Genomic DNA, 22,849 nt, shown 5'->3' on the forward strand with positions numbered 1-22,849 from the left:
AAGGTGGCAACAACAGCAATATTACGCATCTTTCTGGAACAATGCGTAGTACAGACCGTCATGATTCTGTTCGGCACCGCCGGTAGGCAGCAATTGGCCGGGCGCGTCGAGTCGGGTCGCGCCATGGCGCACCGCGAAAACGGCCGCCTGCGCCTCGGACTCTTGCGGCCACAACGAACATGTCACGAACAGCAATTTACCATTGGGGGCCAGCATTTTCCAAAGGTTGTCGAGGATTTCACGGGAAAGTGTTGCAAGTTGGAGCGTGTCCGACTTGCGGCGCAGCCAGCGGATATCCGGGTGGCGGCGCACGATGCCGGACGCCGTGCACGGCACGTCCGCCACGATGCGGTCGAACAATTTGCCATCCCACCAGCTGTCGTGCTGCGCTTCGGCCGGCTGCAATTGCGCGGAAAAACCCAGGCGCTGCAAGTTTTCGCCGACCCGCTCCAGGCGCTTGGCATCGGCATCGAGCGCCGTCATGTCAACGTCGGCCAGTTCCAGGATGTGGCACGTTTTGCCGCCTGGCGCCGCGCAGGCATCCAGCACGCGCATGCCGTTTTGCACATCGAGCAAGGGCGCGGCCAACTGGGCGCCGGCATCCTGCACCGACACCACGCCATCGTCAAAGCCCGGAATCTGGTGCACGCCGACCGGCTTGGCCAGGCGCACGGCGTACCGGCCGACCTGGGTGGCGGCAATACCTGCCTCTTCCAGGGTGTTCAGATAATCGGCCACGGTGGCGCGGCGCGCATTGACACGCAGGGTCAGCGGCGGCGCCTCGTTGCCGGCAGCCAAAACCGCTTGCCAGTCTTTCGGGTACGCGGTGATCACGGCGTCGATCCACCACTGCGGGTAATTCCATTGCGCCACCGAATTGCCTTCCAGCGTTTCCAGCAATTCCTTGCGTTCACGCTGGAAGCGGCGCAGCACGGCATTCATCATGCTTTTCGCGCGGGCCGTGTCCGGATGCGCGCCGGCCGCCGTGACGGTCTGGTCGACCACGGTGAACTGGCTGTACGCCTCGCTGCCGTCCGCGTCTTTCATCATCAGCGGCAGCGCGCAGGCCAGCAGCGCGCCCACCATCGGTTCCGGCGCTTTCGGCGCCATGATGCCGACCAGCGCATCGCTCCAGCCCAGCTTGCGCATGGCGCGGTAAGCGATATCCTGGATCGCGCCACGCGCCTGGGGCGTCGCCTGCGTATCATTGAAGACGATGGCCAGCGCCTGCGGCAACGCCATGCCTTCGCGCACGCGCACCACGGCGGCGGCCGCGCCCAGCAGGGCGAACGCCAGCGAATCCGGCTTCACGTCGGCATTGAAACTGGTTTGCGGCGCGGTCTTGAAATCGCGGTGGTACGACGGGCGCAAGCCGTTTTCATTGAATTCGGAACGACGCGCGACCGGGGCGGCTGCCGGATCCGGCGTGCGCGGCGGGTTGGCTTTGACGGCGTGCGCGCGGTATGGGGCGCTGCCGGATGCGTCGTCGCGGCGGTTGAAACGTTCGGCGCGGAACGGGCCTTCGTCGCTGCGCGGGGTGCGCTCCGTGCGTTCGGCGCGGTATGGGGCCTTGCCATCGTCGCTGCGCGGGGCGCGTTCGGTGCGTTCGGTGCGGTATGGCGGTTTGCCGGCGGCATCGTCGCTGCGCGGGCCGCGTTCCGTGCGGTATGGTGCGTCGCTGCGGGCCGGGCGGTCACTGCGTTCGGTACGGAAAGGTGCATTGCCGGATGCGCCGTCGCGGGCCGGACGGTCGGTGCGCTCAGCACGCTCAGTACGATAGGGCGCTTTGCCAGGGACATCTTCGCGGGCAGGACGTTCGCCGCGGAGTGGCGCAGGCCGGTCTGCACCATATGGCGCGCCCGCCTGATCCGGACGTCCGCCCCCTGCGCGGAACGGCTTCGCGCCGTCGCCGCGTGGTGCACCGGCAGCGCCCTCCTTCGGCTTGCCACCCTGATATGGCGTCCCTTTGCCCGCCGCAGGACGGGCCGGCTTGCCTTTTGGCGGCGCAGGCGGTGTGGCGGGCTTGTTCAGTTTGAGGACGGGACGCTGCTTGTTCGACATATCGGAATTCCAGAGAGGGGGCCGCGCCCGTCACCGGTAGGGTCCGGCTGCCATTCGCGCGTAATACTATATAAAGGCAGCATTGTAACCCGCGTTTGGCCCAATTCTTGCTCAGACGGCCGAATTTGGCGACACCGCGCTACCCAGCCACCCGTTTACACTGGTGCCAAAACAGTATAATGTCGGCTGTTTGACCCTGCGCAAAACCGGGTCTCTGCTTTCTCAGATTACTTAGCGCGGCCCAGCCGCCCCCAACGAACATGCTCGCCCAACAAAAACAAGAGATCATCGCCCTCTTCAACGCCGCCCTGGCGCCCATTCTCGACGGCACCGGCGTCACCGCCAACGTCGTGCTGGAGCGCCCGCGCGATGCGGCGCACGGCGACGTCGCCTGCAATATCGCCATGCAGCTGGCAAAACAGTTGAAAATGAACCCGCGAGAACTGGCAACCAAAGTGGTCGCCGCGCTGCTGGACAATCCGGCCGGCAAACACCTGGTCGAATCGGCGGACATCGCCGGCCCGGGTTTCATCAACCTGCGCGTGACCGCCGCCTCGAAACAGGCGGTCGTGAAGGCCGTGCTGGCGCAAGGCGCCAAGTATGGCCAGGGCACGGCCGGCGCCGGCCAGCACGTGATCATTGAATTCGTTTCCGCCAACCCGACCGGCCCGCTGCACGTGGGCCACGGCCGCCAGGCCGCGCTGGGCGATGCGCTGTCGTCGCTGTTCGTGGCGCAGGGCTTCGACGTGACGCGCGAGTTCTATTACAACGACGCCGGCGTGCAGATCCAGACGCTGGCCACGTCCGTGCAGGCGCGCGCGCGCGGCTTCAAGCCGGGCGACGCCGAATGGCCGGAGTCAAGCTACAACGGCGACTATATTCAGGACATCGCGGACGACTTCCTGGCCAGGAAAACCGTTTCCGCTTCCGACGGCGCACCAGCCACCGCGTCGGGCGACGTGGAAGACTTCGAATCGATCCGCGCCTTCGCCGTCACCTACCTGCGTAACGAGCAGGACATCGATTTGCAGGCGTTCGGCGTCAAATTCGACAACTATTACCTGGAATCGTCGCTGTACAAGGACGGCAAGGTGAACGCCGCTGTCGACGCGCTGATCGCGGCCGGCAAAACGTTCGAGCAGGACGGCGCGCTGTGGCTGCGCACCACCGAATACGGCGACGACAAGGACCGCGTGATGCGCAAGTCCGATGGCACCTACACGTACTTCGTGCCGGACGTCGCGTACCACATCCAGAAATTCAAGCGCGGCTTCACGCAGGCCATCAACATCCAGGGTTCCGACCACCACGGCACCATTGCCCGCGTGCGCGCCGGCCTGCAAGCGGTCGATATCGGCATCCCGCAAGGCTATCCTGACTACGTGCTGCACAAGATGGTCACCGTAATGAAAGACGGCGCGGAAGTGAAGATTTCCAAGCGTGCCGGCTCGTACGTGACCGTGCGCGACCTGATCGAATGGTCGGGTGGCGGCGACATCACCAAGGGCCGCGACGCCGTGCGCTTCTTCCTGATTTCCCGTAAGGCGGACACGGAATTCGTGTTCGACGTGGACGTCGCGCTGAAAACGTCGGATGAAAATCCGGTCTATTACGTGCAGTACGCGCACGCCCGTATCTGCCGCATGCTGGAACAGTGGACCGGCAGCGAAGCGGACCTGGCCAGTGTCGACCTGTCGCCGCTGACCGCGCCAACCGAAGCCACCCTGCTGGCGACGCTGGCGGCCTATCCGGAAGTGCTGGCCCGCGCCCAGGCCGAACTGGGCCCGCACCAGATCGCGTTCTACCTGCGCGACCTGGCCGCCGCGCTGCACAGCTTCTACTTCGCCGAGCGCGTGCTGGTGGACGACGAAGCCGTCAAGATGGCCCGTATCGCACTGATGGTGGCGACCCGCCAGGTGCTGCGCAACGGCCTGGCGCTGATCGGCGTCTCGGCTCCTGACAAGATGTAATCGAGGACTCATCGAGGAATTATCGTACCTATGCATTTCCGTTCCCGTCTCGCCCCGCTGCGCCACCAGCAGGGCAACACGCTGGTTGGCATCGTTATCGGCCTGGTCATCGGCCTGGCAATCGCAGTCGTTGTCGCACTGGTGATCAGCAAGGGCTCGTCGCCCTTCACCGATAAATCCGGCAAGGTGGGCAAGCCCGCCGAGCCGACCGCCGGCCAGATTTCGGACCCGAACAAGCCTATGTACGGCAACAAGGATGCCGCGCGCGAAGCAGCGCGCGACTTCTCGAAAGAACAGCGCCAGCCGACGGAAGGCGTGCCGCCGCCGGCAGCGCCGCCCGCGCAGCCGCCGAAGGATGAATTGCAGCAGGTGGTGGACCGCATCGAAGCGGCATCGAAAAAGCCTGCGGCCGCACCGGCAGCGGCTCCTGCCACCGCCGCTCCGGCGGCGCCAGCCGCCGCGGCCGCCGCCCCTGCCGCTGGCGACGACAAATACGTGTACTACCTGCAGGCCGGCGCGTTCCGCGAAATGTCCGATGCGGAAAACCAGCGCGCCAAGCTGGCGTTGATGGGCTTTGAAGCCACCGTGTCGGACCGCACCACCGACGCCGGCGTGCTGCACCGCGTGCGCATGGGTCCTTTCGCGCAAGTGGAAGCCATGAACAAGGCGCGCAGCAAGCTGTCTGAAAACGGCGTCGATGTCTCGGTCGTGCGCAACCAGCGCTGATGACCATTCCCACGGGGAGCGAACATGCGGTTCTTGACGTCTATTAAGCTGCTGGGCATAGCCATACTGTCTGTTGCGGCGTTCGGCGCGGCCGCGTCGCCGCAAAACCCCGTCAACGGCACGGAATACGCGACCCTGCCCGTGGCGCAGCCTGTCCCCGCCGGCAAGAAAATCGAAGTCCTGGAATTCTTTGCCTACTGGTGCCCCCATTGCAATGCGTTCGAACCGCTGCTGGCGGACTGGGTGAAAAAACAGGGCGACAATGTGGTCCTCAGGCGCATCCACGTGCCCAAGAGCGACCTGACCCTGCCGCAGCAAAAGCTGTTCTTCACGCTGGAAGCGATGGGCGCGGCCGAGCAAAACCAGGCCAAGGTGTTTTACGCCATGCACGTGCAGCGCGAACGCTTCACCAAGGATGAACAGGTGTTCGACTGGGTGGCGAAAAATGGCTTCGACCGCAAGAAATTCATCGCCACGTACCGTTCGCTGCCGGTCCAGAACCGTGTCAAACAGGCCGACAAGGCCATGACCGATTACGGCATCGATACCTGGCCGACGGTCGTTATCGATGGCCGCTACAAGACGTCGCCACAGCTGGCCAGCACCACGCTGGGCGACGAACCTGAAATTGAATACCACAAGGCCGCGCTGACGGTGATGAACCACCTGGTGGCCAAGGCGAAAGCGGAAAAGAAATAAGCATGGCGGAAGCACATGCGCTGCGGCGCGTCTTTATAACGGGCGCGTCCAGCGGACTGGGCGCCGCACTGGCGCTGCGCTATGCGCAACTGGGCGCCACCCTGGGTTTGCTGGCGCGCCGCGGCGATGCGCTGCAAGCGCTGATCAACACCCTGCCCCACCCTGAGAAACACCGCGCCTATGCGGTGGACGTCAACGACCATGAAGGCATCCGCAACGCCGCCATCGACTACATCGAACACGCGGGCGGCATCGATGTGGTCATTGCCAGCGCCGGCATTTCGCACGGCACGCTGACCGAATACGGGCGCGAAGACTTGCCGGTGTTCGCCTCCATCTTCGCCACCAATGTCACGGCCACCTTCGCCACGTTCGCGCCCTTCATCGGCCCGATGAAGGCGCAGCGCACACCGGCGCGGCTGGTCGGCATCGGCAGCGTGGCGGGCATCCGGGGCTTGCCGGGCGGCGGCGGGTACAGCGCGTCGAAATCGGCCGTGATTACCTATTGCGAATCGCTGCGCGTGGAAATGGCGCCGTACGGCATCGACGTCGTCACCATTTGTCCCGGCTATATCGACACGCCGATGACGCAGCATAATTCCTACGCCATGCCATTCCTGATGGCGCCGGACAAGTTCGCGGCAGCGGCCGTGCGCGCCATCGAGCGGGGCACCAGCTACACGGTCATTCCGTGGCAAATGGGCGTGGTGGCCAAGCTGCTACGCGCACTGCCCAACCCGGTCTACGACTGGGCATTTTCCAAAGCGCCGCACAAGGCGCGCAAACAGAAATGACGACGCGGATCGATTTGAACGCCACCGCCATCGGCAGCCATTGCGCGGAATGCGCATCGCACGTGGCGCTGGCGGTGGTCGCGGAAACGGGGTCCACCAATGCCGACTTGCTGGCGCAAGTCCAGGCCGGGCAGTTGGCCGGCCCGGCGCTGCTGGTGGCGCACAGCCAGACAGCGGGACGCGGCCGCGCGGGACGCAGCTGGCTGTCCGCGCCCGGTGCGACGTTGATGTTCTCGCTGGCGTGGCGATTCAGGTCGCCGCTGCAGCACCTGGTCGGCTTGCCGCTGGCGGCCGGCGTGGCGCTGGCCGAAGCGATCCAGGCACTGGGCGTGCCGGTGCAACTGAAGTGGCCAAACGATATTCTGAAAGACGGCGCCAAGCTGGCGGGCATCCTGGTGGAAACGCAAACGGGGCCGGATGGCGCCGTGTGGGCCGTGGTGGGCGCCGGCATCAACTTGCTGATGCCGGATGAACTGGAAGCGGACATAGGCCGCGATGTGGCGTCCGCGCCATGGCTGGCGAAAATGGACCGCAATGCGCTGATGGGCGCGCTGCTGAACCGGCTGTCGGCCACGCTGGCGGAATTCGACGACACCGGTTTTGCCGCCTTCACCGAACGGTGGAACCGGCTGCAGGCATGGCGCGGGGAAGCGGTGCGCATCGTCGACCAGGGACGCGTGCTGCATGAAGGCCGCATGGCCGGCGTCGACGACTACGGGCGCCTGCTGCTGCAAACGGATGACGGCATGGTCCCCGTGGTATCGGGCGACGTGTCGCTGAGGCTCGCAATATGAATATTTTCCTGATCGACGCGGGCAATACCCGCATCAAATGGGCGCTGGCGGCGCCCGATGCGCCGCTGGGCCGGTGGCTGGCCTATGGCGCCGTGATGCACGCGGATGCGGCGCAATTGCCGGACGCGTGGCGCGCGGCGCTGGCGGCACACGGACCGGTTGGCAAAGTCATTGCAGCCAACGTGGCGGGCGCCGACATGCGGGCATCGCTGGAAACCATGCTGGCGCAAACCGGCGTGGCGCAATCGTCCGCGATCGACTGGTTTGCGTCCGTGGGGGAACGGGCCGGCGTACGCAACGGCTACCGCACGCACGGCCAGCTGGGCTGCGACCGCTTTGCCGCCGCCATCGGCGCCCATGCGCTGATGCCGGGACAGGCGCTGATCGTCGCCAATTGCGGTACCGCCACCACCATCGATGCGGTGACGGCCGACGGCGCTTTCCTGGGCGGCATGATCTTGCCGGGACTGGGCTTGATGGCCACTTCGCTGGCGCGCAACACGGCGCAGTTGCCGCAGGTGGCGCAAGGCGGTAAGCTGCCATCCGGATTTGCCGACAATACCGACGACGCCATCCTCAGCGGCCTGCTGGCTGCGCAAGCGGGCGCCATCGAGCGGGCCTGTGCGCTGCATGGCGCGCAGGCGTGCCTGGTATCGGGCGGCGCTTCGCAATACATCGTGCCGGCGCTGGGCGCTCATGTGCCCTACCGCCTGGTGGACAATATCGTGCTGACCGGGCTGCATGCCGCCGCGCGCAGCGATTGATGGTGGACTGACTGTGCTGAAATTTATCTTCTGGTCCCTGCTTGCCGTGAATGCCGGCCTGTACGCCTATGGGCAGGGTTACCTCGGCCATTTCAGCGGCAGCGAGCGCGAACCCGCGCGCCTGCAAAACCAGCTCAATGGCGACAAGCTGGCCATAATTTCCGCATCGAAAGCGGAAGCGGCGGTGGCTGCGCTGAAGGCGCCGGCGTCCGAGCCGGATGCGGAAACCGCGAAGAATCCGGCCGAAGAACCGGCGAAGAAAACGCCTGAAAAAGCGGCCGAAAAGAAAGAAGAGAAAATCGCCTGCGTTGAATTCGGCAACTTCCTGCTGGCCGACGCGCGCCGCTTCGAAGAAAAAGTCGCGCCGCTGGCGCTGGGCGACCACCAGGCCCGCATCAATTTGCCGGGCACGGAAGTGTCGAGCTATATCGTGTTCATTCCGCCGCAGGGCAACAAGGAAGGCGCGGAAAAGAAAGCCAGCGAATTGCGCGCACTGGGCGTGACCAATTACTTCATCATGTCCGACAGCCAGACCATGCGCTGGGCGATTTCACTGGGCGTCTTCAAGAGCGAAGCCGGTGCGCAGACCTTGCTGGCCAGCCTGCAAAAACAGGGCGTGCACAGCGCCCGCATCGCGCCCCGCATGAGCGCCAGCAAGCTGCTGGCCTTCCAGTTCCGCAACATCCCGGCGGACACCAAATCCCGCCTCGACAAAATCCGCGCAGGCTTCCCGGACAAGGAAAGCCGCAGCTGCAAATAACCAACGTTGTTACGTTGTTTCCAGGGGCCTGCCCCCTTTCTCCAGGGGCCTGGCCCCTTTAGTACTATCGTTCGATGGAGATGCGATAGGTTAGGTCAGCGCTGGATCACCAGCGGCTTCAGGCCCAGCGACGCGGGCAGTGCTTGCATGGCTTGCTCCGCTTCCTGCCGCGTGGCGAACGGGCCGCCGTACAGCCGCAGCACGGCGCCGGATGGCACCACTTCCAGGCCCGCCAGGCCGCTTTCCATGGCCACCTTGGCGCGCGCCGCTTCCGCGTTTTCCGGTTTGGCATAGGCGCCCAGTTGCAGGTAGAAGCCGCCCTTGGACGACACAGTGGCAACCGCGGGCACGATGGCGCTGCTTGCCTGCACCGTGGCGCCCCCTGCCAGCATCACACCGTCGGCAGCCGGCACGGCGACCTGCGCCGCAACAGCCTGCCCCGCGCCGACTGCCGTCTGCGCCACGGTCCCGGCATTCGCAGTCGGTGGCGCCGGATACAGCAACGCCGCAGTTTGCGCAGGTTCGCGCTGCGGCATGGGCGCTTGCGGACGCAGCACCGTGGCAGGTTTCGCGCCGCTCTTATTCGCCGCCGCCAGCTTGTCCGCTTCGGCAGGCAGGATGCGCTCCACTTCCAGCATGTGACTGCCCTTGCCCAGCAAGCCCAGTTTCAGCGCCGCCGTATACGACACGTCGATAATGCGCGTCGAATGGAACGGCCCACGGTCATTGACGCGCACCACCACCTGGTTGCCGTTATCGAGATTGGTCACGCGCGCATACGATGGAATCGGCAACGTCGGGTGCGCCGCCGTCATCTTGTACATGTCGTACAGTTCCCCCGACGACGTGCGCTGCCCATGGAATTTCTTGCCGTACCACGTGCCCAGCCCCCGTTGCACGAACGGCTGGTCCGGGTCCGTGATGGGGCGGTAAGTCTTGCCGAACACCGCGTATTCCTTGTTGGCGCGCGGGATCGGTGGCTCGTTGCGCACTTCCGCATCCGGCGTGGCCAGCAGGTTCGGCGGCGGATTGTCGCCCGGGCCATCGTCCTGGTAATAGCCGCCCTTGCCGGAACCCGCCGGCGGCAACACGGGAACGCCCGGCTCCCGCTGCGGCTTGGCGCCCGGCTTGACGGGCACATGCGCAGGGGCAGCCGGTTCCTGCTGCGGCGCCGTGCCGCAACCGACCAGCGCCAGCGCGGGAACCAGTGCGGCGGCCAGTGCGGCCAACCGCAGCGAAGACTGGCGCGCCATCATGTCTGCACCAGCTTGCGGTGGCGCTGGATGCTCATCAGGATGCCTGACGCCAGCCCCAAGGTCAGCAGCGCCGTGCCGCCATAACTCATGAACGGCAGTGGCACGCCCACCACCGGCAGGATGCCGCTCACCATGCCCATGTTGACGAAGGCATAGGTGAAGAAAATCATCGTCACCGCGCCCGCCAGCAGGCGCGTAAAGAAGTTCGGCGCATTAGCGGCAATCATCAGGCCGCGGCCAATCAACAGCAGGTACATAAACATCAGGAACAGGTTGCCCACGAGGCCAAATTCCTCAGAATACACGGCAAAGATAAAGTCTGTCGTACGTTCCGGAATGAATTCCAGGTGCGCCTGCGTGCCCTCTTTCCACCCCTTGCCCATCAAGCCGCCAGAGCCCACCGCGATGGTGGCCTGGATGATGTGAAAGCCCTTGCCCAGCGGGTCCGTGGTCGGATCGATCAAGGTCATGATGCGTTCGCGCTGGTAGTCGTGCATCATCGACCACGCGATGGGCATCGATGCGGCAGCGGCCACCACCAGCGCGGCAATGGCTTTCCACGACAGCCCGGCCAGGAAAATCACACAAAAGCCCGCCATCACCACCAGCAGCGCCGTACCCAGGTCGGGCTGGCGCGCAATCAGGAATACCGGCACCAGCAACAGCAGTGCGCCCACCGCGTACGAATCCCAGCGCAGCATGCCCTGGCGCTGCTGGAAGAACCACGCCAGCATCAGCGGCACGGCAATCTTGGCGAATTCCGACGGCTGGATATCGGCCACGCCGATGTGCAGCCAGCGCCGCGCGCCCAGCTTGATGGTGCCGGCCACCGCCACGGCCACCAGCAGCGATACCGTGATCACGTAGGCGGGCAAGGCGATGCGCATCATGTTTTGCGGCGAAATGTTCGCCACGATCCACATCGTCAGGAACGACATCACGATGTTGCGGACCTGGTCTTCGATCTTGCCGGGTATGCCCATGCTGGCCGACATCAAGGTCACCAGGCTGGTGGACAGCAGCATGATGATGATCATCATCAGGGTCGGATCGAAGACAGCCAGATAGGGCTTGATGCGGCGCCAGATCGAGCGCCTTTCATTGATCGGCATGCAGCCTCCTTATTCTTTGTTGCGCGGCGCCGGCGGCGTGGCCGGCGGCAAGCCTGGCGCCGGCTGTTGCGGTGTGGGCGAAGGCGGCTTCGCGCCCGGCTGCTGAGAGACGGCGGCAGCAGGTTTGGCGCCCGGCGCCGGCGTGGCCTGCTGTGGTGCGATGGCTGCCGGTTTGGCTCCCACGGTGCTACCCGGCGGCTGGGCCGCGCCCGTCGCCGGCTTTGCGCCGGCCGCCTGCGCCGCCGCGGGCGCATGGCTGTGCGAGCCAGCCGCTCCCGGCTTCGCTCCCGGTCGCTGGTTAGGCGGCTGGATCAGTGGCGGCTGTTCCGGCTTGGCTGGCTGGACCTGCTGCCCCGGTTTGGCTGGCGCTGCCGCGCGCTGTTCAGCGGCGATCGCTGCCGCCTCCTCATCATCCGGCTCTTCCACCGGAATGAACTCCGACGCATCTTCCTTCGGCACCGGCGTGGTGTCCTTGCCTTCCGGACGCTTGCCCAGCAAGTAGTAATCAAGCACCTTGCGCGCGATCGGCGCCGCTTCCTGTCCGCCGAAACCCGCATTTTCCACGATCATGGCCAGCGCGATTCGCGGCTGGTCGGCCGGTGCAAAGGCGGTAAACCAGGCATGGTCGCGGTAGCGTTCATTGATTTTCGAGGCGTTGTACTTTTCATTGGCCTTGATGGCAATCACCTGCGCGGTACCGGTTTTACCGCCCACGGTATAGCCTGCGTTGATGAAAGCGCGGTATGCGGTGCCGCCTGGTTCGCTGGCCACGCCCACCATGGCGTTCTTGATAAAGTCGATGTTCTGCTGTTTGAGCGGAATACGGTAGCTTTCCTTCGGTACCGTCAGCGCGCGCGCCTTCGTGGTGCCGTCTTCGATAATTTTCACCAGGTGCGGCTTCATCACCACACCGTTATTGGCCAGCGTCGACACTGCGTGCGCCACCTGCATCGGTGTATAGGAATTGAAACCAGAGCCATTGCTGACAGCAATGGTATCGCCGCCAACCCATTTGCCGGCTTGCGGATTCTTTTTAAAGCGCGCCCGTTTCCATTCCTGCGAAGGCAGCACGCCGGTCTTTTCATTTTCCAGGTCAATGCCGGTCGGCTGGCCAAAACCAAACGGCTTCATGAACTTATGGATGGCGTCGATGCCCATATCGCGCCCGAGGATGTAGTAATACGTGTTGCACGACACGACAATGGACTTGCGCATATCGACCGAGCCGTGGCCGCCCACCACGTCGTCGCGGAACTTGTGATCTCCCAGGTAGAAGAAGCCGGGGTCGCTGATGGCCTGGCCCGGCGTGCGCACGCCGGTCTCCAGCGCGGCCAGCGCCATGAATGGCTTGAAGGTCGAGCCAGGCGCATAGGTGCCGGACAGCGGACGGTTCACCATCGGCTTGTCCAGCGACGTGTTGAGTTCATTCCAGCTTTGCGTATCGATGCCGTCGACGAACAGGTTCGGGTCGTAGCCGGGGCGCGACACAAATGCCAGGACATCGCCCGTGGCCGGTTCGATCGCCACCAGCGCGCCGCGCCGTTCGCCAAACGCTTCTTCCGCGACTTTCTGCAGTTCGATATCGATCGACAGGATCAGGTTGTTGCCGGGCGTGGCCGGCGTGCGCGACAAGGTGCGCACCGCGCGGCCGCCCGCCGACACTTCCACCTCTTCATAGCCGGTGACGCCGTGCAGCTGCTTTTCGTAACTCTTTTCCAGGCCTTCCTTGCCGATGTGTTCCGTGCCCTTGTAGTTGCGCGCATCGTCGCCCGCTTCGATGACTTTCGCCTCATTCTGGCTGATGCGGCCGATAAAGCCGATCACGTGCGACGCGGTTTCACCCAGCGGATACTGGCGGAACAAGCGCGCCTGGATTTCCACGCCGGGGAAACGGAAGCGCTGTGCGGAAAAACGCGCCACTTCCTCGTCGCTCAGGCGGGTGCGCAACGGCACGCCTTCGAAGCCCTTGGTTTCTTCCAGCAGGCGCTTGAAGCGCTTGCGGTCCTTGGCTTCCACCGACACCAGCTTGGCCAGTTCGTCGATCACCGCCTCCAGCGGCGCGCGCAATTTCGAAGGCGTGATTTCCAGCGTATAGGCCGAGTAATTACGGGCCAGCACCACGCCATTGCGGTCGACGATCAAGCCACGGTTCGGCACCACGGGCACGAAGGCAATGCGGTTTTCTTCCGCCTGCGTCATGTACTTGTCGTGGTGGACCACTTGCAGCCACACGAAGCGCGCCAGCAACAGCGCAAAGCAGACGAACACCAGCAAGCCCAGCGCCGACAGGCGCAGGCGGAACAAGTGCAGTTCGCGTTCGGTATTCTTGAACTCGGTCATTGGGACAGCTGAGTGTTGGCTTAGATGGGACGCGTATGGTCTTTGTCGATGGCGCGCCGCTGCGGCGCCAGCAAGATCATCGTAATGAACGGCCAGAGCACAACCGCCACGACGCTTTCAATGAAATACCACCAGCCGGGGAACTTGCCCGAGACGATAAAGCGCACCATCAATTGCACGGACTGCGCCATCAACAGCAGCGGGAACACGTGCATCGCCTGGGTAATCAACGGGAACCACAGCACGCGGCGGTGAATCATGATGGCGCAATACGACAGCAAGGTATAGGCCAATGCATTTTCACCCAGCAAGGTCGCGTCATGCACGTCCATCAGCAAACCGAGGAAAAACGCAGTGCCGATGCCGACTTTGCGGGGCTGATGCACGCCCCAGAACACCAGGGTCAGCGCGACGAAATCCGGCGCCCCGATGAACTGGCCCCACGGCAGCAAGTTCAGCAGGAAGGCGCAGAACAGGCTGAATGCGATGAACACCGGGCTGACCGGCAACAATATGTAGTGTGGACGGTTCATTGAAATACTTTCAACGCGTCTGCGGTTCGTTGGCGGCGCCGGGCGCGGCGCCAGGACGGGCGGCGGCCGGCGGCGTTGCAGCTGGCGCCGCAGCCGGCTTGGCGGCCGGCGCCGTTGTCGCGGGCTGTGCGCCAGGCGCGGCGGCAGGTGCTGCCGCAGGCGTTTCCTTCGCCGCTTCCTTGGCTTCCTTCTTGCTCCGCTTGCCCGGTTTGAATGGTTCTTCTTCCGGCGGACGGGGCGGCAATTCCGGCGGCGACATCAGGATCAGCAACTGGCTGTGGCTCTGGATACCGGACAGCGGCTGGCAAACCACACGGCCAAACACGCCGTTCGAATTGTTTTCCACCTGGGTGACGCGCGCCACGGCCAGGCCGGCAGGATATACGCCATCGATGCCGGACGTGATCAGGATATCGCCCACTTGCACATTGTCCGTTTGCTGGGCCGCGATAAAGCGCAATTCCAGCTGGCCCGACTGGCCACGGCCATAGGCGACACTGCGCAAGCCATTGCGCAGCACCTGGATGGGGATCGCCTGTTCCTTGTCCGTCAACAGCGTGACTTCCGACGTGAACGGGAACACGCGCGTGACCTGGCCGACGACGCCCTGGTTATCGATGACGGGCAAGCCCAGTTGCACACCCTGCTGGATGCCGCGGTCCAGCACGATCTTGCGGCTGGAACTGTCGCGGGCGTCGTACAGGATTTCCGCCAGCAGCGATTTGCCGGGCACGCGCTCGCGGGCGTCCAGCAACTTGCGCAGTTGCGCATTTTCCACGCTGTAGAGCTGGGCTTGCTGCAAAGCCTGGGCCGAGGCGATTTGCTGCTGTTTCAATTCGCGCACCTGCTTTTCCAGCGAGGACAGCGAGGAAAAATAATCGCCGACACCATAAATAGCGTCGCGCGGCAGCAACGCGACCATTTGCAGCGGGTACAGCACGGTGCCGACAACCTGGCGTACGGTCTTGAGCGCGTTCATGCGCGCGTCGGCCAGCAGCAGGGCAATGGAAATGCACGCGAACAGCGTCATTTTGACGCGGGCGGGCGCGCCTTGTTTGAAGAGTGGCGGAGGACTGTATTCCATGGCTTCCGATATTCCGGCGCTCGCGCGCCACCGATAGGCCTGCGCACTCAGCCAGTATAAGCCGGACTGATTTCAGCGTCAGCCTGTACGCATGCCACTGCGGGGAACGCGCCACGGCATTCCCCACAAAAACGCATCACTCGTACGAGAAGATGGAGCCCAGCTGGTCCATGCGTTCCAGCGCCATGCCGGAACCGCGCACCACGCAGGTCAGCGGATCTTCCGCCACCAGCACCGGCAGGCCGGTCTCTTCCATCAGCAGACGGTCCAGGTCGCGCAACAGTGCGCCACCACCGGTCAGCATCATGCCTTTTTCAGCAATGTCCGCGCCCAGTTCCGGCGGGGTCTGCTCCAGCGCGTTCTTCACGGCGGACACGATGTTGTTCAGCGGGTCGGTCAGCGCTTCCAGGATTTCGTTGGACGAAATCGTGAACGAACGCGGGATACCTTCCGACAGGTTACGGCCCTTGACTTCCATTTCCTTGACTTCGGAGCCAGGGAAGGCGGAACCGATGGCTTTCTTGATGGCTTCCGCAGTCTGTTCGCCGATCAGCATGCCGTAGTTGCGGCGGATGTAGTTGACGATGGCTTCATCGAACTTGTCGCCGCCCACGCGCACGGAACCTTTGTACACCATGCCGCCCAGCGAAATGATGCCCACTTCCGTGGTGCCGCCGCCGATGTCGACCACCATCGAACCCGTTGCATCCGACACCGGCAAGCCGGCGCCGATCGCCGCCGCCATCGGCTCTTCGATCAGGTACACCTGCGACGCGCCCGCGCCCAGCGCGGATTCGCGGATCGCGCGGCGTTCCACCTGGGTCGAACCGCAAGGCACGCAAATGATGATGCGCGGGGAAGGACGGAAGAATTTCGAATCGTGCACCATGCGGATGAATTGCTTCAGCATTTGCTCGGTGACGGTAAAGTCGGCGATCACGCCGTCTTTCATCGGGCGGATCGCCTCGATGTTGCCAGGTACTTTACCCAGCATCTGCTTTGCTTCCTTACCGACTGCCTGGATCGTTTTCTTGCCGTTCGGGCCGCCTTCCTGGCGGATCGCAACGACCGACGGTTCATCCAGCACGATGCCGGAACCGCGTACATAAATCAGCGTGTTGGCAGTGCCCAAGTCAATTGCCAGATCGGAGGAAATATACCTGCGTAAAAAACCAAACATGAGTATCCTGTGGCGCGGCGCATGCGCGTATAAACAGTTATAGGGAGTATCCGTGGATGCGGCGGCCGCCGGTAGTCGGCGCCAGCCACGCATCAACCCGCCATTCTACCTTATAATTTGGATGGCATTTACCAAAAATCCATTCTAATGTGCGGCCGCACCAACGGTGAATTGCACGGGAATTACTGGATTTTCCCTGCGAAATAGCAGGAATTATAAGTTCTTTATCAATACTACAACGGCGCGCCCAGCGCGCAATCCCGCACTATGTCCCTGACACTATCCGACGTAAAACGTATTGCCAACCTGGCGCAACTGGAAATGAGCGAAACCCACGCCGCCACCGCCCTGGAAGAGCTGAACGGCATCTTCGCGCTGGCCGAGCAAATGCAGGCTGTGGACACCGGTGGCGTTGCCCCTTTGAGCCACCCGCTGGCCGCGCACATGAACGTGGCGCTGCGCCTCCGTGAAGATGCGGCAACGGAGCCTAATTTGCGTGAAGACTATCAAAAAGTCGCGCCAAAAACGGAAGACGGCCTGTATCTGGTGCCGAAGGTTATCGACTGATCATTCGCCCCGTCCGCACTCGCCTTGCGTCCGTACTTGAATATCCTGATTAAATCCCATGCATAACAAAACCATCAAAGAGCTGTCGCAGCTCCTGCAGAAGAAAGAAGTGAGCGCCGTACAACTGGCGACGCATTTCCTGGACCGTATCGAAAAAAGCGATCTGAATGCCTTCCTGCACGTCGACCGCGCCCTGACCCTGGCGGAAGCCGCCGAAGCGGATGCGCGCATCGCCGCCGGCACCGCCACCCCGCTGACGGGCGTGCCGATTGCCCACAAAGATATTTTCGTGACGAAAAACTGGCGCTCGACGGCGGGCTCGAAAATGCTGGCCAATTATGTCAGCCCGTTCGACGCGACCGTGGTGGCCAAATTCAAGGCCGCCGGCATGGTTTCGCTGGGCAAGCTCAATTGCGACGAATTCGCGATGGGTTCCGCCAATGAAAACTCCGCTTTCGGCCCGGTGAAAAACCCGTGGGACCACAAAGCCGTGCCGGGCGGTTCGTCCGGCGGTTCCGCCGCCGCTGTGGCGGCGCGCCTGGCGCCAGGCGTGACCGGCACCGACACGGGCGGCTCGATCCGCCAGCCGGCGTCGTTCTGCGGCATCACGGGGATCAAGCCGACCTATGGCCGCGTCTCGCGCTTCGGCATGATCGCGTTCGCGTCGTCGCTGGACCAGGGTGGTCCGATGGCGCAAACCGCGGAAGATTGCGCGTTGCTGCTGTCGGCCATGGCCGGCTTCGATGAACGCGACTCCACCAGCCTGATGCCGGAACAAGGCGGCATCGACGAAGATTTCAGCCGCGACCTGGACCAGCCTTTGACTGGTTTGCGCATCGGCGTGCCAAAAGAATACTTCGGCGAAGGCCTGGCGGCCGACGTGGCCGCCGCGGTAAAAGCCGCGCTGGACCAGTACGTGCAACTGGGCGCCACGCTGGTGGATATCTCGCTGCCAAACACCAAGCTGTCGATTCCCGCCTACTACATGATTGCGCCGGCGGAAGCGTCGTCCAACCTGTCGCGCTTTGACGGCGTCCGCTTCGGCCACCGCGCCGACGGCTACAAAGACTTGCAGGACATGTACAAGAAAACCCGCGCCGAAGGTTTCGGCCCGGAAGTACAGCGCCGCATCATGGTGGGCACCTATGTGCTGTGCCACGGCTACTACGACGCGTATTACCTGAAGGCGCAGCGTATCCGCCGCCTGATCCAGCAGGATTTTGAGGCGGTATTGAACGGTCCGGACGCTGTCTGCGACGTCATCATGGGCCCGGTGGCGCCGACTGTGGCGTGGGACCTGGGTTCCAAATCCGATCCGGTCGCCAACTACCTGGCCGACATTTATACGCTGTCGACCAGCCTGGCAGGTTTGCCGGGCATGTCGATTCCATGCGGCTTTGGCGCTAATCAGCGCCCGGTCGGCCTGCAAATCATCGGCAATTACTTTGCCGAAGCCAAGCTGCTGAACGTTGCCCACCAGTACCAACTGGCCACCGACTGGCACAAGCAAGCCCCCGCAGGCGTCTAAGCCCGGCGTGTAACCTAATAGCGAGATACAAATATGGAATGGGAAGTCGTCATCGGTATTGAGAACCACGTTCAGCTCACTACCGAATCCAAAATCTTCAGCGGTTCGCCAACCGCTTTCGGCGCCGAAGCCAATACGCAAGCGAGCCCGGTTGACCTGGCCCTGCCGGGCGTGCTGCCGGTCATGAACAAGAAAGCCGTGGACCGGGCCATCCGCTTCGGCCTGGCTGTGGGCGCAAAAATTGCGCCGCAATCGATCTTTGCGCGCAAGAATTACTTCTATCCGGATTTGCCAAAAGGCTATCAAATCAGCCAGTTCGAAGACCCGGTGGTACAGGGCGGCACGCTGACGTTCGGCTATGAAAAGGACGGCAAGTTCGTCACCAAGACGGTCAACCTGACCCGCGCGCACCTGGAAGAAGATGCCGGTAAATCCTTGCACGAGGATTATCATGGCATGTCCGGCATTGATTTGAATCGCGCCGGTACGCCATTACTGGAAATTGTTTCCGAGCCTGAAATGAGCAGCGCGGCGGAAGCTGTCGCTTATTGCAAGGCATTGCACGGCCTCGTCATGTGGCTGGGTATTTGCGACGGCAATATGCAGGAAGGTTCGTTCCGCTGCGATATTAACGTTTCCGTGCGTCCGAAAGGCCAAAAGGAATTCGGCACCCGCTGCGAAATCAAAAACCTGAATTCGTTCCGGTTTATTGAAGAAGCCGTCAATGTCGAAGTGCGCCGCCAGATTGAATTGATCGAAGATGGCGGCCAGGTGGTGCAGGCAACCCGCTTGTATGATCCGGATAAAAAAGAAACGCGCCAGATGCGCTCGAAAGAAGATGCGCAGGATTACCGCTATTTCCCGGATCCGGATTTGCCGCCATTGACGATTTCCGAACAATGGATTGCGGACGTCAAAGCCGATATGCCGGAATTGCCAGCAGTAAAACGCGACCGCTTCATCAATGAATTCAGCCTGCCGGAATATGATGCATTGATCCTGACGGCGTCGAAAGATATGGCGCTGTATTTTGAAGCCGTGGTGGCCAAAGCCGGCAAGGAAAATGCCAAGGCTGCCGCCAACTGGCTGATGGGCGATGTGTCGTCGACCTTGAATCGTGAAAACACGGACATCGGCGCCTCACCAGTGAAACCGGGCCAATTGGCCAACATGCTGAAGCGTATTGCCGATGGCACGATTTCCAACAAGATTGCCAAGGAAATCTTTGGCGATATGTGGGCAGAAAACTCGGATGATGAAAACCTGGTCGATGCGATTATCGACAAGAAGGGTCTGAAACAGATTTCCGATACCGGCGCACTGGAAGCCATCGTAGTGGAAGTGCTGGCAAACAATGCCAAATCTGTCGAGCAATACCGTGCCGGCAAGGAAGCAGCCATTAATGCGCTGATCGGCCAGGCAATGAAAGCGTCGAAGGGTAAAGCGAATCCAGCCCAATTGACGGAACTGCTGAAAAAGAAATTGGCTGAAGGCTGATTGTTTCAATAGCGTGAGTCACGAACGGCGCCTGCGGGCGCCGTTTTTTTCGACTTTAACGTCAGAAACTGGCTTGATCACGCCAATTATTGGCATAAAATCCGCGAAATTACACCCCTAGGGCGGTTTGGCGCAGCCAAGCCGCCCTGCATGCGTTATCGAAACGCATGCATGAGAGATATCAATCAGGGAATTAAAAGAAAGAGATTAAGCTGCAATGCGCGGCTGCATCCAGCCCAGGATATCGGCAAAGATATCCGCGCGATTGGTCTCGTTGAAATTCTCGTGGTAATTCTGCGCCTCGAAGCGATAACGCAATAAATCGCCACCTATGGTTTTCAGCATGGATTCCGCCGCCTTGCTGTCGGCCAGCTTGTCATCCCCCGCCACCACGACATATAACGGCATGCGCCAGGTGGGAATTTGCGCCGCCAATCCTTTTTGCGCTTCGCTCAATGCATGGCCAAAACGCACCGTCAATTCCGATGCGCGGATGGCATCCTGCTCATCGACATGATGGCGCGCGGTAATCGCCGCATCATGCGTCAGCACATCGGTAAACGACGCGACCGGCACTTTCATTTTCGGCACCAGCTTCGCCAGCAAGCCCGACATTTTTTGCAGTACCGGTGAAATCTTGACGGCATTCACATAATACGGCGATGACAAAATAAACCCTTTGACGTCATCGTCACTGCGTTTCAACCGTTCCAGGCCAAATTTCGTGGCAATCAAACCGCCCATGGAATGGCCCATGATAAATATCGGCAATCCAGGATAATTCTTTTTCACCCATTGCAGGAACAATTCCGCATCATCGAGGAAAATATCGAAATCGGGAATATCGGCGCGCTTCTTTCCATCATGGCCGCACTGGTCATATCCGACCACCGCGACATCGTGATTGCGGAAATATAATCCCGGCATGACATAATCACCGGCATGCGCCAATGCGCCATGGAACGCCATAATCACTGCACGGGGTTGGGATGGCTCCCAGATGTGAATAGTGCGATCCGCACCATCTCGGCCTTTAAAGCGGGCCAGCCTGTCTTCGGAAAATCGCATGCTGCTCATGAGGTGATACTGAGGGTAATCCCCATTTCAATCAGCAGATTCAATTCAGCCAAAGAAAAATCGAGGGAAGGTACGCCGGCGGCTGCCGCGCCAGCGGTATAGGCGATGCGCAATTCAGCGGCAATCGGCGCCGCATTGAAATCAATCCCGCGCGCCTGGCATTCAGTTAAAAAACCATGCACTTGTTTGATCAGCATGGCCGGATCGGTTTCAGCCGCCAGGTTGACATAAAAGCCTGAATCTATGCGCACGCGTCCGTCCGGACGCACGTCGCCTTTTTTCCAGTCACTGTCCGGCTCGACTGGCAAACCGTCGCGGACGTCAGCCAGCGCATCGTCGTCTCCGTACACCTTTAACGTTGCAATGTTCATTCTTGCTCCAATTCCAATATTTCAGAAAAGCAAAACAAGTCTACACCAGCCGGCCGCCCGCAGCGCGCCACCGAGATGACCCGGCAGCGCATCGTGGGATTTATGCTACGCCATACTGACTACGGTATGCCGCGACCTTTTCTTTATATTCCTGCAAAGACGGGTCCGCTGCCGCACCGGACAGGTAGGTGAACAAGTCATCCAGGTTGCCGATGGAAATCACTGGAATGCCATAGTTTTTCGTCACTTCCTGCACGGCGGACAATTCCGACATCACGCCATCCTTCGCGCCCCGCTCCATGCGGTCCAGCGCGATCAGCACGGCGCACGGCTCGGCACCGGCGGCGCGGATCATTTGCACGGATTCACGCACGGACGTGCCGGCGGAAATCACGTCGTCGATGATGACGACCTTGCCTTGCAGTTTGGCACCCACGATGGTGCCGCCTTCGCCGTGGTCCTTGGCTTCCTTGCGGTTGAAGGCAAACGAGGTGTTGCGGCCTTTGCCGGCCAGCGCCACGGCGGTGGCCGATGCCAGGGTGATGCCTTTGTAGGCCGGACCGAACAGCATGTCGAATTCGATGCCGGAGTCGAGCAGCGTTTGCGCATAGAATTGCGCCAGTTGCGCCAAAGTGGCGCCGTCGTGGAACAAGCCCGCATTGAAGAAGTACGGGGATGGGCGGCCCGCCTTGGTGGTGAATTCACCAAAACGCAACACTCCCGTCGCCACTGAAAACGCGATAAACTCTTGCCGTAAATTTTTCACAGTTGCCTCTTAATATAGTAAGTGCCTGTATTTTAATCCGCAGGCACGGCCAACACACCCCCCTTCCCTAATCTTCACCATGCCAAAAATCATTTCCGCGAACTTGAACGGGATCCGTTCCGCATCCAAAAAAGGCTTTTTCACCTGGATGGCGGCCCAGGATGCCGACTTCGTCTGTGTACAGGAGCTCAAGGCGCAAGCCGACGACATGACGGAAGAATTCCTGAATCCGGGCGGCTACCACGGCCATTTCCATTACGCAGTGAAGAAGGGTTACTCCGGCACGGGCGTCTACAGCAAGATCGCGCCGGATGCGGTGCTGATCGGCTTTGGCAATGAGGAATTCGATGCGGAAGGCCGCTATGTGCGCTGTGACTTCGGCCCGCTGACGGTGATTTCCGTGTATTGCCCGTCCGGTTCGTCCGGCCCCGAGCGCCAGGAAGCCAAGTTCCGCTTCATGGATGCGTTTATCGTGCATTTACAACAATTGCACGCGGAAGGCCGTGAAGTCGTCATTTGCGGCGACTGGAACATCGCCCATAAAGAAATCGACTTGAAGAACTGGAAAGGTAACAAAAAGAATTCCGGCTTCCTGCCGGAAGAGCGCGAGTGGCTGACGCGCGTGTTCGATGAAGTAGGCTTCGTCGACGTGCACCGGGGACTCGACCCGCGCGAAGAACAATATACGTGGTGGAGCAACCGCGGCCAGGCCTGGGCCAAAAACGTGGGGTGGCGTATTGACTATCATGTTGCAACGCCCGGAATCGCCGGCAAGGCGCACCAGGTGGCCATCTATAAGGAAGAACGCTTTTCCGACCATGCGCCCCTGATCATCGACTATCACCCGTTGATCGCCGCATAACGACCAGGTCTCCACCGCCCCGCCCGGGGCGGTTTGTGTATTCAAGTAGTTAAAAAAGTGAAATATTGATTTCCATTGCGCAAACATTGGCGCTTCTTTGATACTATA

Annotated in this window: 21 protein-coding genes; 11 read left to right on the forward strand and 10 right to left on the reverse strand. The window is 61.7% G+C overall.

Features of this window, described 5'->3' with window-relative positions; all coding sequences use genetic code 11:
• Positions 1-21: 21 nt before the first annotated feature.
• Entirely contained in the window at positions 22-1,371 is a 1,350-nt protein-coding gene (rsmB, locus tag GJ700_RS16235; protein WP_229507046.1) for a 16S rRNA (cytosine(967)-C(5))-methyltransferase RsmB, read from the reverse strand.
• A gap of 950 nt (positions 1,372-2,321) precedes the next feature.
• Between rsmB and argS the strand changes: the two genes are divergently transcribed.
• Genes argS through GJ700_RS16270 form a run of 7 tightly spaced genes read left to right on the forward strand, consistent with a single transcriptional unit; the run spans position 2,322 to position 8,568 of the window.
• Positions 2,322-4,031 carry an arginine--tRNA ligase gene (gene argS, locus GJ700_RS16240; protein WP_154375640.1) on the forward strand — a complete coding sequence of 570 codons (1,710 nt, stop codon included), beginning with the start codon at positions 2,322-2,324 and terminating at the stop codon, positions 4,029-4,031.
• Between the two features lie 30 nt (positions 4,032-4,061).
• Positions 4,062-4,757 carry an SPOR domain-containing protein gene (locus GJ700_RS16245; protein WP_154375642.1) on the forward strand — a complete coding sequence of 232 codons (696 nt, stop codon included), beginning with the start codon at positions 4,062-4,064 and terminating at the stop codon, positions 4,755-4,757.
• A gap of 24 nt (positions 4,758-4,781) precedes the next feature.
• Positions 4,782-5,456 carry a thiol:disulfide interchange protein DsbA/DsbL gene (locus GJ700_RS16250; protein WP_154375644.1) on the forward strand — a complete coding sequence of 225 codons (675 nt, stop codon included), beginning with the start codon at positions 4,782-4,784 and terminating at the stop codon, positions 5,454-5,456.
• Between the two features lie 2 nt (positions 5,457-5,458).
• Positions 5,459-6,250 carry an SDR family oxidoreductase gene (locus GJ700_RS16255; protein ID WP_154375646.1) on the forward strand — a complete coding sequence of 264 codons (792 nt, stop codon included), beginning with the start codon at positions 5,459-5,461 and terminating at the stop codon, positions 6,248-6,250.
• Positions 6,247-7,044: a biotin--[acetyl-CoA-carboxylase] ligase gene (locus tag GJ700_RS16260; protein WP_154375648.1), complete on the forward strand. Its 798-nt coding sequence runs from the start codon at positions 6,247-6,249 to the stop codon at positions 7,042-7,044. Before GJ700_RS16255 ends, GJ700_RS16260 begins: the two co-directional genes overlap by 4 nt.
• On the forward strand, positions 7,041-7,808 hold the full coding sequence (locus tag GJ700_RS16265; protein WP_154375650.1) for a type III pantothenate kinase: 768 nt from the start codon (positions 7,041-7,043) through the stop codon (positions 7,806-7,808). Before GJ700_RS16260 ends, GJ700_RS16265 begins: the two co-directional genes overlap by 4 nt.
• A gap of 13 nt (positions 7,809-7,821) precedes the next feature.
• The gene (locus GJ700_RS16270) at positions 7,822-8,568 is read left to right on the forward strand and encodes an SPOR domain-containing protein (RefSeq protein WP_371867987.1); all 747 of its coding nucleotides are present in this window, start codon (positions 7,822-7,824) and stop codon (positions 8,566-8,568) included.
• A gap of 95 nt (positions 8,569-8,663) precedes the next feature.
• Here GJ700_RS16270 and GJ700_RS16275 read toward each other — a convergent pair whose 3' ends face one another.
• From GJ700_RS16275 to GJ700_RS16300, 6 genes are all read right to left on the reverse strand, one after another.
• The gene (locus GJ700_RS16275) at positions 8,664-9,824 is read right to left on the reverse strand and encodes a septal ring lytic transglycosylase RlpA family protein (RefSeq protein WP_229507036.1); all 1,161 of its coding nucleotides are present in this window, start codon (positions 9,822-9,824) and stop codon (positions 8,664-8,666) included.
• Positions 9,821-10,936, reverse strand: coding sequence for a rod shape-determining protein RodA (rodA, locus tag GJ700_RS16280; RefSeq protein WP_154375654.1), 1,116 nt, complete (start codon positions 10,934-10,936; stop codon positions 9,821-9,823). Before rodA ends, GJ700_RS16275 begins: the two co-directional genes overlap by 4 nt.
• Before the next feature lie 9 nt (positions 10,937-10,945).
• On the reverse strand, positions 10,946-13,276 hold the full coding sequence (gene mrdA / locus GJ700_RS16285) for a penicillin-binding protein 2 (protein WP_154375656.1): 2,331 nt from the start codon (positions 13,274-13,276) through the stop codon (positions 10,946-10,948).
• A gap of 20 nt (positions 13,277-13,296) precedes the next feature.
• Entirely contained in the window at positions 13,297-13,809 is a 513-nt protein-coding gene (gene mreD, locus GJ700_RS16290; RefSeq protein ID WP_154375658.1) for a rod shape-determining protein MreD, read from the reverse strand.
• Positions 13,810-13,819: 10 nt separating this feature from the next.
• The gene (gene mreC / locus GJ700_RS16295) at positions 13,820-14,893 is read right to left on the reverse strand and encodes a rod shape-determining protein MreC (RefSeq protein WP_154375660.1); all 1,074 of its coding nucleotides are present in this window, start codon (positions 14,891-14,893) and stop codon (positions 13,820-13,822) included.
• Between the two features lie 136 nt (positions 14,894-15,029).
• The gene (locus GJ700_RS16300; RefSeq protein ID WP_050409489.1) at positions 15,030-16,073 is read right to left on the reverse strand and encodes a rod shape-determining protein; all 1,044 of its coding nucleotides are present in this window, start codon (positions 16,071-16,073) and stop codon (positions 15,030-15,032) included.
• A gap of 267 nt (positions 16,074-16,340) precedes the next feature.
• Here GJ700_RS16300 and gatC point away from each other — a divergent pair, with 267 nt between their 5' ends.
• From gatC to gatB, 3 genes are read left to right on the forward strand one after another with little or no spacing between them, the layout of a single operon-like run.
• A complete protein-coding gene (gatC, locus tag GJ700_RS16305) occupies positions 16,341-16,640 on the forward strand; it encodes an Asp-tRNA(Asn)/Glu-tRNA(Gln) amidotransferase subunit GatC (protein WP_154375662.1) in 300 nt (99 codons plus the stop codon).
• Between the two features lie 58 nt (positions 16,641-16,698).
• The gene (gene gatA, locus GJ700_RS16310; RefSeq protein ID WP_154375664.1) at positions 16,699-18,168 is read left to right on the forward strand and encodes an Asp-tRNA(Asn)/Glu-tRNA(Gln) amidotransferase subunit GatA; all 1,470 of its coding nucleotides are present in this window, start codon (positions 16,699-16,701) and stop codon (positions 18,166-18,168) included.
• Positions 18,169-18,201: 33 nt separating this feature from the next.
• A complete protein-coding gene (gatB, locus tag GJ700_RS16315; RefSeq protein ID WP_154375666.1) occupies positions 18,202-19,665 on the forward strand; it encodes an Asp-tRNA(Asn)/Glu-tRNA(Gln) amidotransferase subunit GatB in 1,464 nt (487 codons plus the stop codon).
• Between the two features lie 207 nt (positions 19,666-19,872).
• On the opposite strand, the gene GJ700_RS16320 is transcribed toward gatB, so the two are convergent.
• From GJ700_RS16320 to pyrE, 3 genes are all read right to left on the reverse strand, one after another.
• On the reverse strand, positions 19,873-20,733 hold the full coding sequence (locus tag GJ700_RS16320; RefSeq protein ID WP_154375668.1) for an alpha/beta fold hydrolase: 861 nt from the start codon (positions 20,731-20,733) through the stop codon (positions 19,873-19,875).
• Between the two features lie 5 nt (positions 20,734-20,738).
• On the reverse strand, positions 20,739-21,113 hold the full coding sequence (locus GJ700_RS16325; protein WP_154375670.1) for a DUF4279 domain-containing protein: 375 nt from the start codon (positions 21,111-21,113) through the stop codon (positions 20,739-20,741).
• A gap of 100 nt (positions 21,114-21,213) precedes the next feature.
• Positions 21,214-21,879, reverse strand: coding sequence for an orotate phosphoribosyltransferase (pyrE, locus tag GJ700_RS16330; protein ID WP_371867989.1), 666 nt, complete (start codon positions 21,877-21,879; stop codon positions 21,214-21,216).
• Positions 21,880-21,958: 79 nt separating this feature from the next.
• Between pyrE and GJ700_RS16335 the strand changes: the two genes are divergently transcribed.
• Positions 21,959-22,741 carry an exodeoxyribonuclease III gene (locus GJ700_RS16335; RefSeq protein WP_154375672.1) on the forward strand — a complete coding sequence of 261 codons (783 nt, stop codon included), beginning with the start codon at positions 21,959-21,961 and terminating at the stop codon, positions 22,739-22,741.
• The last annotated feature ends 108 nt before the right edge of the window (positions 22,742-22,849 follow it).

The sequence above is a fragment of the Pseudoduganella rivuli genome (assembly GCF_009674485.1).
Classification (GTDB): Bacteria; Pseudomonadota; Gammaproteobacteria; order Burkholderiales; family Burkholderiaceae_D; genus Rugamonas; species Rugamonas rivuli_B.

Bases quoted from the DNA above. Each gene is read 5' to 3' on its own strand.
- GJ700_RS16335 (WP_154375672.1), top strand. From the start codon at position 21,959: ATGCCAAAAATCATTTCCGCGAACTTGAACGGGATCCGTTCCGCATCC.
- mreD (WP_154375658.1), bottom strand. From the start codon at position 13,809: ATGAACCGTCCACACTACATATTGTTGCCGGTCAGCCCGGTGTTCATC.
- GJ700_RS16260 (WP_154375648.1), top strand. From the start codon at position 6,247: ATGACGACGCGGATCGATTTGAACGCCACCGCCATCGGCAGCCATTGC.
- mreC (WP_154375660.1), bottom strand. From the start codon at position 14,893: ATGGAATACAGTCCTCCGCCACTCTTCAAACAAGGCGCGCCCGCCCGC.
- argS (WP_154375640.1), top strand. From the start codon at position 2,322: ATGCTCGCCCAACAAAAACAAGAGATCATCGCCCTCTTCAACGCCGCC.
- gatC (WP_154375662.1), top strand. From the start codon at position 16,341: ATGTCCCTGACACTATCCGACGTAAAACGTATTGCCAACCTGGCGCAA.
- GJ700_RS16255 (WP_154375646.1), top strand. From the start codon at position 5,459: ATGGCGGAAGCACATGCGCTGCGGCGCGTCTTTATAACGGGCGCGTCC.
- GJ700_RS16320 (WP_154375668.1), bottom strand. From the start codon at position 20,733: ATGCGATTTTCCGAAGACAGGCTGGCCCGCTTTAAAGGCCGAGATGGT.
- gatB (WP_154375666.1), top strand. From the start codon at position 18,202: ATGGAATGGGAAGTCGTCATCGGTATTGAGAACCACGTTCAGCTCACT.
- GJ700_RS16325 (WP_154375670.1), bottom strand. From the start codon at position 21,113: ATGAACATTGCAACGTTAAAGGTGTACGGAGACGACGATGCGCTGGCT.
- GJ700_RS16250 (WP_154375644.1), top strand. From the start codon at position 4,782: ATGCGGTTCTTGACGTCTATTAAGCTGCTGGGCATAGCCATACTGTCT.
- gatA (WP_154375664.1), top strand. From the start codon at position 16,699: ATGCATAACAAAACCATCAAAGAGCTGTCGCAGCTCCTGCAGAAGAAA.
- mrdA (WP_154375656.1), bottom strand. From the start codon at position 13,276: ATGACCGAGTTCAAGAATACCGAACGCGAACTGCACTTGTTCCGCCTG.
- rodA (WP_154375654.1), bottom strand. From the start codon at position 10,936: ATGCCGATCAATGAAAGGCGCTCGATCTGGCGCCGCATCAAGCCCTAT.
- GJ700_RS16265 (WP_154375650.1), top strand. From the start codon at position 7,041: ATGAATATTTTCCTGATCGACGCGGGCAATACCCGCATCAAATGGGCG.
- GJ700_RS16245 (WP_154375642.1), top strand. From the start codon at position 4,062: ATGCATTTCCGTTCCCGTCTCGCCCCGCTGCGCCACCAGCAGGGCAAC.
- GJ700_RS16275 (WP_229507036.1), bottom strand. From the start codon at position 9,824: ATGATGGCGCGCCAGTCTTCGCTGCGGTTGGCCGCACTGGCCGCCGCA.
- GJ700_RS16300 (WP_050409489.1), bottom strand. From the start codon at position 16,073: ATGTTTGGTTTTTTACGCAGGTATATTTCCTCCGATCTGGCAATTGAC.